Source organism: Candidatus Nitrosocosmicus oleophilus (assembly GCF_000802205.1).
GTDB classification, from domain to species: domain Archaea; phylum Thermoproteota; class Nitrososphaeria; order Nitrososphaerales; family Nitrososphaeraceae; genus Nitrosocosmicus; species Nitrosocosmicus oleophilus.
Window position 1 is genome coordinate 1,811,049 of the sequence record NZ_CP012850.1, and the last position, 12,796, is coordinate 1,823,844.

Genomic DNA, 12,796 nt, shown 5'->3' on the forward strand with positions numbered 1-12,796 from the left:
AATAAGACTAAAATCAATCTCAAGAATTGGGCACTGCCATCTCGATAATCAATAATCTTCATACACTTTTTGAGATTGTTTGAACCAAGACTTACCGTTTGGTTATCCAGTCATCTCAACAACATCCAATTTAATTCCGCAAAAAGGGCAAAACCTTATCTGTTCAACAATTGGTTTTGGACTATCTTCAAAATAGTAGAAAAGTTTTCCCATAACCTCAATCACTCTTGGATTTTCATCAATTTGTAATTCTTGTTCCAAAAACCCTTTAAAACCTTCACAACAAAACATCTGTTTGTTCTCTGCAACCGGCGTGACCCCTACCGTCTTTCTCTCATTTACACCGCAATTTTCACAACTAATCAAATATACTTGCTCTTTTTTATCAAGCCATAAATAGGCCTTGTCATAACCACACTTGTCACATGTGACAAGCCTGTCTGAATAAAACTCATAATCATCCATGACTTCCCAATTATTGTAATGACTTCATGGTTAATAGCCTTGACCAATACTCTAGCAAATTGTCTTCGTCAACAATCTTGAATCTGGATATCTGGATCATTCGTTATTAAATTATGTAAATTTTAGAAGATTGGAAATAATTGGCAATATTTTGATATTTATCCAGCCTCCAATGAAATATGAGTTACAGGTCAGTTTGTCAACAATACATTGGTGCTCATCGTAATCTGTACTGTTGCATTAATATCGGGGCCTGCTAGGACTTTCGTGTTTGCAGCACCACCAAGTAATGGTTTTTAAAATGCCAGTGATTGTAGTGATAAGCTAGTAGGAAGCAAACTGCAGACCACCTGTTGTTGGAGACACGCTACTGAGATTTTTTCACCAAATACCGGTAGATGTCAAACATGTGAGAATCGCGATGGCACATACTCAAATTGCACTGAAGTATTTGTTCCTCGCAATTCTGATTCAACAATTCCAGGAAATACTGGTAGTGGAGTAGTATTGAGTAACGATGAGGGATCAAGTGAATCAGAAAACACTAACACCAAGAATATTGGAGATAATGTTCTTAATGATGGTATCTCTAACGGTTCAAATGAATCATTGGGTATTGATCCAGATAAGGTTGTTGGAAGGTGCTTTAATCAATATGATAGCAAGCAAATATGTTTCTATGAAAAAGTTCTCCACAATTTTACAACTTAGGTGCCTTTTGACTAAAGAAGGAAGTCGCATACTTTCGAAATTATTTCAAATGTTTTAATGACGGAGATGAAATATTTAGTTGTCCATAGTCAATGATCTGTATGGGCACAGGAAAGAATTGACTGTTTGAAAAGTGGCCCAATCCATAACATATGAAAATACCAGACTCCTTTAGCTAGAGTTAATGGATAAAGTCTAACAGATTAACATCATCTTTGATTTTTTTATCTGAAGACTCTTTAATCCTGTTTATCAGTTTTTGATTCTGCAAGACAAGACTAAAAAGGAAAAGAACAGAAATAGAGTTTTCTGAAACTTTGTCTATTAGCATTTTAGCCACCCCTTCATCCAAACTATGGCAGCAATCTGTTAACATTCTTAGTAAATGTTCTCTATCGTCTCTATGAACAGAATATAGTAGGCCGCTCCACCTTTCGCAAGTTTTATCAAACAACATTTTCGCTAGGGGTTTCTCTCTTTCCAACTCTGCTATTTTCCGCTCTATTGAATCTTCGCTTAACTTGTTCTCACTGTTCAAATTCAATAGTGTTTTAAAATTATGGAACAAAGCACCCATCATAATAGGCTCTATTGGCAGTGGTCTGTTGGCATTAGATAGATATTGTGTATATAACTTTGCATTTTCAAATATGGTGTTAAATGCTTCTTTATCATTCTTAGTTAATAGTTCTATCTTAAATTCAGACCAGTTCAACTTCTCAATCTCAATTAAGTGTCTAAACGAAGGAATACTTCGACCCATTTGATTTGCATATGTCATACTATGATTTATCTATTACGCAGTGTAAATATGCGTATATGATAATTGTTTAACTTTCCAATCAACCGAGCCACCTCTAAACCCTTCTTGTATCACCATTTAGATTAGCAAGATTTGTCAAATAAGCCTCTACATACGAAAAAGCCTGATTCTCGATCTCCCATGAACTGGGAATACCATGATATCAAATTATGATTTCAAAAGCAAAGATTCTATATCTTCGAGGTCTAAAATAGGCTTCAAATTCAAATGAAAGAAAGTCAAAATGCTTAATCATATAGAGAAATTGGAATATTTATATTCAATACTTTGTGACATCAAATGCAAATAAAATAGATCTGATCTTGTATTATTCCAATATATTCGTGGCATTCGCAGAATCTAATCAAATTGGCAGGAAAAAAATGGGGTGAACGAGGAGTGATTGCAGAAACTATTTGTAGAGAAAACTAGGAGCGTTTATCTTGCCACTGGGAAAAACCAAGATATGATGATCAATTAAAAGGTAGGTTAGATGTTAATATCGTGGATCGTTTAGAGAGAAAAACACCAGTCATGCTGTTTCAAACAAAACATTTGATTTTTCAGAAACTACAATTAGACAGCTAATACAAGATGGATACAAAGAGGCTAAGGAACAGATGTATGGGGTTTTATAAAGGGTCAATACAGAACTCCGGTAAGATATTTTGTACTTTAAGGATATCGATCACTAGGATAGAATAGAATTCAACTTGTCTAAAATTGTTTGAGCTTTTAACCCTTTTCACTCTCTTTTGCGGTCGATTTTACTCGTCCATATGCTTTTGCAAAATCTGTGTCCTGGCTACTTTTACAAGAGGGTAGAGCTGTACTTTCATAAAGATCGATATGGACGGAGTGGGATATGCGCCAAGAATGACTTGGAATTATCATAACTTACTGATGGTTCGGGATTGATCTCTAGTTGCCAGTCTGTTTAATTATCAAGAGGTCAGCTAAATAAGAAAGAAAGAAAAGGAAAAATTTGTGACTTTTGTTTAGCCTGATTAAAAAAAGAGAGGATGTATAGATCTAATAGTTAAGTGTGGGGCCCAAAGAATTGAGCTCTGTAGTAATACATAAACTCAGTTGGTCATTCTGCAATATGGTAAAGCCCGGTTTGGCTTCTGTCAATAGAATATTAACTTGGTCCAAAACCAACTGTCTGTCATATCGAGTCATATTTTGATTCATCAATAGATCCCAAACCCCATCCATGTCTTTTACTGGTTGGCTACTTTCTGCTGCTGCTGTGTTTATTAATGCTATATCATTGTTAGTTGGTATTAGGGAGTTAAAGTTTTGCACACTTTTTGTATAGTTTTCAGTCTGGGCAGTTCCTGAGACAGTTTCTTCAATCTTTTTAAAGCAGTCTACTATGTCAGTTTGATTTTGGCTATTTGAGTGTGAGTGTGTGGGACAAGTAGCTTGTGTTACATTTGAACCAAAGCAGATATTTGGGTCATATGGGTTAGACTGTGGGCTTTGAGCAGTAACATATTGCTCCAAATGAAGTGTTACTGCTGCCGCTAGTCCGGCTATGGCAAAGGAAAGTACAGCAAACAATGCCAGCACTTTTCCTTTTTGGGACATTTTTGTATTAAACATTTTCCTATTTTCCAAATCACATCTTCACCTATTTAACGATATTAAGCAATCCCATCATGCCAAAGTCTCCATGGAACATCAGGTGGCAGTGATAGACAGTTTTTCCTACGAAATCATCAAATGGGATTCTAATTACTACTTCTGATTCTATTGGAAGATCAACAGTGTCTTGGCGTCCGTGAGCGTCATATGGTTTTCCGTTAATAGACATTACCTGAAAATCATTTACATGAATATGGAATGGATGAAGATACATCGTTGAGTTGTTATCCAGGTTAACTAACTTCCACTCCTCTACAGTTCCAAGTTTTGCTGTAATGTCGACTCTATTTGGATCAAATGTCTTATTATTAATATAGTACTTCCAATCTCGGTCGTTTGATGAGAAGTTAAGGACCCTATGTTCAGCGACGGTAGCATTACTGAGGTCTCGGTTTGGAATCAAGGCTGTTCCTAATATATCTGAAGCAGATGTTCCATTTGTTTGATTACCTTGTTGTATATTTATGGTTGCGATGTGTCTATCATATGGCGCAGTAAACATGTTATTAGCTGAAACTAATTCAACTGGTCCGCTACCATTGGCAGTTACCAATACGTCATATCTCTTTCCTGAAGACATGAAAAGAGTATCATTTTTCCACACACTCCAAACTGGACTTCCATCTTCTGCTATAATGTAGAACATGTTGCCAGGCAGTTGTACTGTGAGTTCGTTTTCAGGACCAATATTTGCAAGACGCCAAAGCTGGGTTTCACCTGGTTTAATGTTGATAGTAGGATTAACATCCCCATTAACAGTTAGGCGTTCATGCATTGTCATTGTATTACTCAATTTATAGGTCTTAGCAAAAAGTTGGTCAAATGGAAAATCTTTCATGGCAAAGGTATGTTGTGTTACATTTTGCAAGGACTCTGGCAGTAGCTTTTCTAACCCTTCAACAATAAACATCCCAGATAGGCCGGATGCAACTTGTGCATAAGAGAGTTTATGCAAATGTGAATGATACCATAAAGTTCCTGGGTCATGATCTTTAGGAATATCGAGAACATAATGCTGTGTCGCACCTGGAGGAACATCAAGAAGTACGTTGTCTGATACATTTGCAGGAGATACATGAAGTCCATGATAATGAAGATTAGTAGACTCATTGAGATTATTTACCAGATCAATTTCAACCCTATCTCCTGGATAGACGTGGAATGTGGGTCCTAGAAGCGAACCATTATAGACCATTGCAGTGGTTGTCTGGTTATCAACTTTACCTATCTTGTATTCTGCAACAATTGTAGTGTTTAAGACTCCATCTTTACTCCATACATCTACAGGCTTTGAAAAGTTCATCCCAGCCAGAGGCGAAGTTTTATTTTGGGCAAAAGCCGTTTGACTTGATTGATCAAACGCAAACATTGCCAATGCAAACATCGAGATTGTAAGGGTACAAAGTAAGGTACAGGCCTTGATTTGTGGTCTAATGTGTAGGATCAATGGATTGATATCTCCTCCATCAATTGACCATTCCAAACAATTCCTGGTAGGTTAAAAAACACCTTAAATTTATTATTAATATTATATTTTAGAGTGCTCATAGTCATGAGTAACGCAATCTTGTAGCAATCGCTATATAAGGTTTGTGTTATTTTGCAAATATTTGACGATAGATACAAAATGCCCGAGTATATTCTAATTATATATATTATTTGAAAAGTCTATCATTATGACGTTATTGTTACAACTATCAAACAAAATATTTTCACTGTGAAGAACCAGCTAGCGGCCAGTAGACTGGTTTTCACAATCCTATATGAGAGTGTTGGCTGCTAATATTCTATTTCAAAAGCCACATATAGAAATCCCCGCCCCCGTCGGCATCAATCTTGACCTTATAAAGTGCAACTGAATTCTCTAAGAATGCTAGTTTTCCAGTAGCATTTTCATCAAAAACTGCCACACCATTACTTTCGTAAGATTTATCTGGACCATATTGGCCTATTGCTTGGAAGTTATAACTTGCATCATCCATATTGTGAGTCGTTATGGTGTAGTTACCTTGGAGATAAACTGTGTTGTTATTTCTCAAAGTTTCGGTGTTGTTTCCTATCGAATCAACTTTTAAAGTTCCATTGATAAGTCCATCGTTTGTATGATTCACGTAAAGATTTGGTTCCGATTCGGATTTTGGTGAGCTAACATTATGCTGATAGTGCTGCATATAAAAGGGAGTACCTAAATCAAGAGTTTCTGACAGGTCACTTAATGATCCAGTATCATTGACAGCAAATGCATTTGGAACAAAAAATCCTGTTTGACTTGATTGATCAAACGCAAACATTGCCAATGCAAACATCGAGATTGTAAGGGTACAAAGTAAGGTACAGGCCTTGATTTGTGGTCTAATGTGTAGGATCAATGGATTGATATCTCCTCCATCAATTGACCATTCCAAACAATTCCTGGTAGGTTAAAAAACACCTTAAATTTATTATTAATATTATATTCTTTAGTGCTCATAGTCATGAGTAACGCAATCTTGTAGCAATCGCTATATAAGGTTTGTGTTATTTTGCAAATATTTGACGATAGATACAAAATGCCCGAGTATATTCTAATTATGAACAGAATAATCGGAAAATTCCTGAACTATGAGGAGTTACTCTCAGGACATTAAGATAAGAAATGTTTCACAGTGAAGTGCACGACAGTGGTATGCAGGAAATTCGATATATATGATAATACTTTCATCTGAGGTGGATTCAAGTAATTTGAGTAGAGCATAATGGGATATGGCACAAAAATGGCATCGAACTTTGTAATATGAATGATCTAACCTGCTTATCCACATCAAAGGAATGTATTATGCCTAGGAGAGTCCGGAGGATTGTGATTCAAAAAATGAATAAAATCCTTCATGCTTCGAGAATGTTCATTTGTAAATTTATTATCAAATTCTCTGTGTGAAATGATTCGGTGAGAAAGTCCCATAATGTAAAGTATTTGATTCATTCGCAATCTCTGAATGTATATGAGAGTACTACAATATCGCCAGCTATGTGACACCCAACGTATTCGTTGTACCTACGATACTAAAAGTATAGAATAAACATGCTTTTCAATATTGCAAGACACTTACCACATATTTAGTAATTGGGCGTAACGTAATAATCTGTTTTAAGAGAGGTTCTTATTTTTGTTCTCTTTTGCTTTTCAAATGATCCACAAGAAATGTTGCAAAGGCACCTACTGCCCCAGCGACTATTAGCGCAATTGCGTCACCCCATATATCCCAAAAGCCGATAAATGTTTCACTTACAGTTAGGGGTGGGAGTACAGTAATGGTCAAGTTAGCTTTACTAGTTATGTATCCAGTTGTAGGATATTCCTTAGATATTTGAAACTCGGGATCTGAACCTCCGGTTACTGTATCATTAAACATAGGCAATTTTGATGATGTGGTTTGTATCGACATTGAAGCTAAAATTGGTATATCATAAACGCCTACTGGTGTTTGTGGAGATGCTTGTACCCTAAATAATGGGGGATGAACTCTTTCGGCAGATACATTTAAGCCATCAAAACTGTAAGATGGGTCGTTATCAAATGTTATACTAGTAACATTATCAGAGAGGGGTGTTTCAAATTCAGCAGGAACCAACTCCTCCTCTCCCTGTCTGATAACTGAATCCTTTGGATCTGTCATGATGTTTATAATACCAGGCGGTACAGCGATCCAATTTGTAAAATCCCTAACTTCATTTGATTTGAAGGATTCTGCCGTATAAAAAGACAAACCATAATTGCTTGGAGAATGTATGGCATCTAGATCCAGTCGAAGGTTCACGTGTCCCGGACCTATAGTAGAACCACCAAAGGGTAAAGTGTAATTTTCCTTAGAGTAAACTAGCGCACGGGAACCTGTGGAAGACAATTGGTAAAGATATTCGCTCCATTTTCATTCCTTTGCTTCGACAAAAAAATCGTAGTTCGCTCCATTATAGCCTGAATTCTCAGGCAGTGCAACAATAGCAATAAGCATACCATACCTCATACTTTTATCAGGCTGACTAAATACCGACCCATTTTCGGAATTTGATGCTAACCAAAAGGTAGTATTCAAATTCTTTCCATCACTAACGTAATTTACTGCCAGTATGTTTGCATAATCAGACCCTAATTGAGTACTGGCATTACCATACGTTTGAATAAAATCATTCTTCTGATAAATAATTTCCTTGTCAGAGATTAAAGATTTATCAAAAGAAGGTGATACAGCAAAAGCCTGGGAACATAAAGTGAAGAGAATAATGAATGTCATAAAAAATACTGATGATAACAATACATCTTTAAATACAGTAACCGAGGAAATCAAAATCAGAAAACGTTTTTTCATAGTTTGGAAAACCTGCAAGTATATTCCTATGTTTTAAAATTTGAACACATGTAATTAAGCCTTTACTACGCTGTAAATTAACTAAATAAAGACAGAGTTATTTCTGTCAGATAAGTTAGAAACGATCTCAGGAAGACTTTTATTTTTTTGCCTTTTCTTTGATACACACAAGGCTCAAGGTTTGTAATATTCTGTTAGTTTATCTTAGTGCCCTGTGAATGCTTAACTCGCCAACAAACTATTGTCGAGCACGCGGTATCTAAACTTCAGAAAGTAAATGAGATATCCAAGTACCAACTAAGAAATTGGAAAAGATTTAAGCTTTGAACCAACAAAATCCATATCTTGTTGCAAGTTAGAATTGGTGAGTAATTGTGATTGTGATTTAATAATCGATATCGCTGTCATGATTTAAATCAAATATTAGATCCTAGATACAATGTCATTACTGTGAAAAAAGATCTTAATATTACTATTTAATCTCTTTTGGGAATAGTAATCACATTAATCTCAAGGTAATTTTCACACATATATTCTATATTTGCTCAATCCGGTAATACTTTTGGTCGAGGTGGAGGAGGAGACATTGGAGCTCAGGGTTCACAAGGTGAAAGACGTCTCTTGGAAGGGGTTGTCCTAGAATGAGCAAATTACGCACTGCACCTTTTTTGGCAGGAATTTTACCAGTTAATCCAACCAGCGATGCACATGGAGTCTGTACACCAAAATTTAGCACACCAAAATCATTTTTTTAAAATCTATTAGTTTGGTTATCAGACGCTATGAACGCAATTAGCAACCTTGGCAAGTTAATACAGGAAGTGATTTGGTTTGAACATAGCTTCAAGGATCACCTTATTGCATCAACTGGTCGACCATTTTCTCATCCATTGTAGCAAGTTGATAATTGATTCAACAAGATCTTGACCTTTAGGAGTTAGCCGATATTCTACTCTGGGAGGGATCTCATTAAAAGATTGCCTGTTTAAGATACCGCTTTTTTCTAATTCCTTTAATCGAATAGTGAGAGTTTTACTGCTGAAACCCTTCATTGACTTTCTAAATGTTAAGTATCTGACTGGGTCATTTGAACAGCAAAGGGGAATCAATATTTCTAGCGTCCCCCTTTTAGTGATTATCTTTCTTAATTCAGATGTTTCTTTCATTAGATTTTCCACATCATAACCATAGAAATTACAAGAATTATTTTCCTTGAGTATTGGTAATTTACCTGATTCTAATGCAGTTTTATTCTGTCTTATTCCTTTAGTTTCCATGACTTCACTTACTTTACCATTTTACTCTTGCCAATTTAAATAGTTTCTTTAGTAAACCTATATCTATGGATAAACAATTACAGTTAAAGGAAAAGATTAAAGAACAATATGGAAATATTGCACTAGACGGAAATTCTAATTCTTGTTGTATGCCCTCTAGCGACTGCTGCGGTACATCAGGAATTATCTTTTCTCCTTTTACTTCATCAAAAGAAGTTGGGTATGAGTCTGACAAGTTAAACTCTATACCGGAATCATCAGTATTGGGAGTAGGATGTGGAAATCCCACAAGATTTGCTGATTTAAAAGAAGGTAATATCGTTGTTGATTTAGGCTCAGGGGCAGGTATTGATGTTTTTCTGGCTGCTAATATTGTAAAAGAAAGTGGGAGGGTCATTGGAATAGACATGACTGAAAACATGCTTTACAAGGCTAGAGAAAATGCAGAAAAACATGGCTACAAAAATGTTGAATTTAGACAAGGAGATATTGAACAAAGAATACCAGTTGAGGATAATTCTGTTGATGTGGTTATTAGCAACTGTGTTATTAATCTGACAACCAACAAGGAAAATACATTCAAAGAAATTCACAGAATTCTTAAATCAGAAGGAAAAGGAAGAATGATTATATCAGATCTGGTTACATCTAGGGAAATGGATCTCGATTCTATTAATACTGATAATTGGTGCAGTTGTATTGATGGTGCATTAACCAAAAAAAACTACATTGATAGTATTGCAAAAGCTGGATTTACCCGCATTGAGATACTAGATGAGAAATTATACATGGAGTTGGATGAAGATAAAGACAAAGTAAATCAACAAAAGAGACAAATTACTAGTATTTCCGTCAAGGCCGTTAAAGTATAAGATTAGATGGGGAGAAAAGTGATTTGGATGAAATTTTCATTTGGCAAAAAAGATCATAATGATGCAAAAAAAACCGTCCTGTTTGTATGTGTTCAAAACGCTGGAAGAAGTCAGATGGCAGAAGGTTTCTTCAGAAAATATGCTCAAAAAGACTACGCACCGGTTAGTGCAGGTACAGTTCCTACTTCTCAAATTAATCCGATTGCAGTTGAGGTTATGAAAGAAGTTGGAATAGACATCAGAAGTCAAAAGCCTAAAGATTTAACTGAAGATATGATGCGAAATTCAACAATCATAGTCAATATGGGGTGTATGGACGATAAGTACTGTCCTGCATTATTTTTGCCAAAAGTTATAGACTGGGGTATTGAAGATCCTAAAGACAAACCAATAGAGAAAGTGAGAGAAATAAGAGATGAAATTGAAAAAAGGGTTTCAGAAATAATTGAGTCTACCAAAGACAATAAAATTCCAATTTAAGGGAACTCTATTTAGTTCAGTTAATTAGACATCCAAGTAACTATTGAAAAATCATGTCAAAGGAATCGACTTTTGAGTCTGCAGTTGGCAAACTTTCCACCAATCAAAAGAGGTTTATCGCTGAAGTCATAGGTACGTTTATTGCTGTTGTTTTAGCTACGGGTTCAGTAGTTATTGATGCAAAGTTAAATGGCATTCTTGGCTTACCATTTATCGCATTTGCTCCTGTTGTAGGTGTTGCAATAGCTGTATACCTTTTTGGAAAAATCTCGATGGCTCATTTTAATCCTGCTGTATCTGTTGGATTTTTGATTACAAAGCATATTACAGGAAAGCTATTCGCTTTGTACTTGTTAGCAGAAATTGTAGGTGCTTTTTTAGCAAGTCTTTTTGTAAGTATTGTAGTAGGTAGGGAAGCAAACCTAGGAGCTAATGCACCTAATTATTCATATCCTTTACCTTTGATATTTGGAATTGAAGTTTTAGCATCAGCTCTTTTGATGGCGGTGATATTGACAGTAGTTTATACAAAAGGCCTGAAAGGATTTGGAGGTATAGTCATCGGAGGTATCGTTGGATTGGATATCTTATTCTTGGCTGTCATATCTGGGGCATCAATGAATCCTGCCCGTTCATTAGCTCCAGCAGTGTTATCGGGAGTATGGACAAATCTATGGTTGTACTGGACAGCAACGTTTGTTGGTACCTCATTGATCGCTTTGATATATAAAAAGAAGTTTGAATGAATGACAAATATTGATCTGTTGGTTACGTCCTGATTCTTGTACAAATTGAATTGAGGCTCTATCTAGGAATTTTATCATCATGAATTAACATGGCATCAATTTTGACTCTTAATACTTGCAAAGCTACTTTTTCCAGAGAAATCCTCTCATTGGTAAACTCACCACTATCTTGATAGATTTACCCCCTGTAGGAAATCCCTTATACGCTTTTTACCATTATGCTTCTTGGAGAAATCTCTATTATTACAGAATTTTTTATTTCATTTACGATTCGGTGTTAGGAAAAGAGGGAGGGAATCGTGGAACCCGGGTATGACTAGAATCCTTATATTTATTAATTACATAAATGATTAAATGAATTTTTTGCAAAAATTCAGATTCACTATCATATTTAAAATCGCCTCCTAGTTCAATTAAATCATTTATAGGATTGGTAAAGGATTTTAATTGTACAAGAAAAATTAAAAAACCCTAGAGGAGAAAATGTCATCGTTAAACCATACAACAATTCAATTGTTAAATAGCAAAAGAAGAATGAATCCGTTTAGTTACTAAATACATATCAGACGTTGAAATATCTATCGTATCAAATCGTCAAAATTAGAAATAATTCCTATTTTTTAATTCCCCAAGGGCTATCTATAACACGGAGCCAGGTGTTATCAGTTTGTTTTCGAAGTACGTCTATTGCTGTTCCACCTAGGTTGATTGGAGTTCCATCAGGACCTGAAGCTTTGTAATTCCAATCCCTAAAAGCAAGTACTATGTCACCTGCATGGATAACTTTTATTATAAAACTTTCCGATTTTCCATCCATATCCATATAACCTTTTATTTTTTCTCCAATTTTCTCCCTTCCATTGATACTTTCTCCTGATTCATCAATAAAACTAGCTTCTGGTTCATATAGGGAAATAAAAGAGTCCACGTCCTTACTGTTAATGCATTCCGTAACACGGTTTAGTAATTCCTCTGGTGTATTATTAGCCATTTAAATAGTCATTCACCTACCTCCATTAATCCTTTAAGTATTTAGTTTTGCCAGAATTGAATTCTAAATATAATAGCTATTGTTAATTATGACTTTTAGATTTAATAGTATTTAATTAAAGTAGTTTTGACTGTCTGGATTTGTTTGGTTCTAAACCCTTCCTGGTTTTGACTTCGTATCATCAATAAATATGGCCTCTATTCTAGCCTTTAGTATTCTGAGGTTTTCTTCATCTATAGCAAATCCTTCGTTGTATATCTCTCCATTATCTTGGTATATCTCTTTACCAATAGAAAATAGCCCTTTGTATTCTGGCAGTCCTTTATACTTGAATAAATTTCGGACGTAAAGTGATAATGCTTTAGACTGTAGTCTTGGTTGCATGTTTATATTTTGATTCGGCCGCTACATAGAAAAAAAATAATTAACTCTAGCAAGAACCCTACCTGGATTGAC

At 35.4% G+C, this 12,796-nt stretch carries 14 protein-coding genes; 4 read left to right on the forward strand and 10 right to left on the reverse strand.

Features of this window, described 5'->3' with window-relative positions; genetic code table 11:
• Positions 1–102: 102 nt before the first annotated feature.
• A complete protein-coding gene (locus tag NMY3_RS08745) occupies positions 103–465 on the reverse strand; it encodes a hypothetical protein (protein ID WP_196815509.1) in 363 nt (120 codons plus the stop codon).
• Between the two features lie 507 nt (positions 466–972).
• On the opposite strand from NMY3_RS08745, the gene NMY3_RS08750 reads away from it, so the two are divergent.
• Positions 973–1,176: a hypothetical protein gene (locus NMY3_RS08750; protein WP_196815510.1), complete on the forward strand. Its 204-nt coding sequence runs from the start codon at positions 973–975 to the stop codon at positions 1,174–1,176.
• Positions 1,177–1,357: 181 nt separating this feature from the next.
• On the opposite strand, the gene NMY3_RS08755 is transcribed toward NMY3_RS08750, so the two are convergent.
• From NMY3_RS08755 to NMY3_RS08785, 7 genes are all read right to left on the reverse strand, one after another.
• Positions 1,358–1,957: a hypothetical protein gene (locus NMY3_RS08755; protein ID WP_196815511.1), complete on the reverse strand. Its 600-nt coding sequence runs from the start codon at positions 1,955–1,957 to the stop codon at positions 1,358–1,360.
• 1,053 nt (positions 1,958–3,010) lie between these two features.
• The gene (locus NMY3_RS08760; RefSeq protein WP_196815512.1) at positions 3,011–3,601 is read right to left on the reverse strand and encodes a hypothetical protein; all 591 of its coding nucleotides are present in this window, start codon (positions 3,599–3,601) and stop codon (positions 3,011–3,013) included.
• A gap of 13 nt (positions 3,602–3,614) precedes the next feature.
• Positions 3,615–5,111, reverse strand: coding sequence for a multicopper oxidase family protein (locus NMY3_RS08765; protein ID WP_196815513.1), 1,497 nt, complete (start codon positions 5,109–5,111; stop codon positions 3,615–3,617).
• 304 nt (positions 5,112–5,415) lie between these two features.
• The gene (locus NMY3_RS08770) at positions 5,416–6,033 is read right to left on the reverse strand and encodes a hypothetical protein (protein ID WP_196815514.1); all 618 of its coding nucleotides are present in this window, start codon (positions 6,031–6,033) and stop codon (positions 5,416–5,418) included.
• Between the two features lie 735 nt (positions 6,034–6,768).
• A complete protein-coding gene (locus NMY3_RS08775) occupies positions 6,769–7,512 on the reverse strand; it encodes a hypothetical protein (protein ID WP_196815515.1) in 744 nt (247 codons plus the stop codon).
• A gap of 24 nt (positions 7,513–7,536) precedes the next feature.
• Complete coding sequence (locus NMY3_RS08780; RefSeq protein ID WP_196815516.1) at positions 7,537–7,974, reverse strand: hypothetical protein; 438 nt, start codon at positions 7,972–7,974, stop codon at positions 7,537–7,539.
• 863 nt (positions 7,975–8,837) lie between these two features.
• On the reverse strand, positions 8,838–9,251 hold the full coding sequence (locus NMY3_RS08785) for a winged helix-turn-helix transcriptional regulator (protein ID WP_196815517.1): 414 nt from the start codon (positions 9,249–9,251) through the stop codon (positions 8,838–8,840).
• Between the two features lie 65 nt (positions 9,252–9,316).
• On the opposite strand from NMY3_RS08785, the gene arsM reads away from it, so the two are divergent.
• From arsM to NMY3_RS08800, 3 genes are read left to right on the forward strand one after another with little or no spacing between them, the layout of a single operon-like run.
• Positions 9,317–10,123, forward strand: coding sequence for an arsenite methyltransferase (gene arsM, locus NMY3_RS08790; protein ID WP_196815518.1), 807 nt, complete (start codon positions 9,317–9,319; stop codon positions 10,121–10,123).
• A 27-nt stretch (positions 10,124–10,150) separates the two neighbouring features.
• Positions 10,151–10,603, forward strand: coding sequence for an arsenate reductase ArsC (locus tag NMY3_RS08795; RefSeq protein WP_196815519.1), 453 nt, complete (start codon positions 10,151–10,153; stop codon positions 10,601–10,603).
• Positions 10,604–10,656: 53 nt separating this feature from the next.
• Positions 10,657–11,349, forward strand: a complete 693-nt coding sequence (locus NMY3_RS08800; RefSeq protein ID WP_196815520.1) for an MIP/aquaporin family protein — start codon at positions 10,657–10,659, stop codon at positions 11,347–11,349.
• 613 nt (positions 11,350–11,962) lie between these two features.
• Here NMY3_RS08800 and NMY3_RS08805 read toward each other — a convergent pair.
• Both NMY3_RS08805 and NMY3_RS08810 read right to left on the reverse strand, forming a co-directional pair.
• Entirely contained in the window at positions 11,963–12,340 is a 378-nt protein-coding gene (locus tag NMY3_RS08805) for a YybH family protein (protein WP_196815521.1), read from the reverse strand.
• Positions 12,341–12,490: 150 nt separating this feature from the next.
• Complete coding sequence (locus NMY3_RS08810) at positions 12,491–12,724, reverse strand: hypothetical protein (protein ID WP_196815522.1); 234 nt, start codon at positions 12,722–12,724, stop codon at positions 12,491–12,493.
• Between the last annotated feature and the right edge of the window lie 72 nt (positions 12,725–12,796).

Coding starts and splice junctions, on each gene's coding strand:
- NMY3_RS08745 (WP_196815509.1), bottom strand. CDS start 465: ATGGATGATTATGAGTTTTATTCAGACAGGCTTGTCACATGTGACAAG.
- NMY3_RS08755 (WP_196815511.1), bottom strand. CDS start 1,957: ATGACATATGCAAATCAAATGGGTCGAAGTATTCCTTCGTTTAGACAC.
- NMY3_RS08780 (WP_196815516.1), bottom strand. CDS start 7,974: ATGAAAAAACGTTTTCTGATTTTGATTTCCTCGGTTACTGTATTTAAA.
- NMY3_RS08785 (WP_196815517.1), bottom strand. CDS start 9,251: ATGGAAACTAAAGGAATAAGACAGAATAAAACTGCATTAGAATCAGGT.
- arsM (WP_196815518.1), top strand. CDS start 9,317: ATGGATAAACAATTACAGTTAAAGGAAAAGATTAAAGAACAATATGGA.
- NMY3_RS08795 (WP_196815519.1), top strand. CDS start 10,151: ATGAAATTTTCATTTGGCAAAAAAGATCATAATGATGCAAAAAAAACC.
- NMY3_RS08800 (WP_196815520.1), top strand. CDS start 10,657: ATGTCAAAGGAATCGACTTTTGAGTCTGCAGTTGGCAAACTTTCCACC.
- NMY3_RS08805 (WP_196815521.1), bottom strand. CDS start 12,340: ATGGCTAATAATACACCAGAGGAATTACTAAACCGTGTTACGGAATGC.
- NMY3_RS08810 (WP_196815522.1), bottom strand. CDS start 12,724: ATGCAACCAAGACTACAGTCTAAAGCATTATCACTTTACGTCCGAAAT.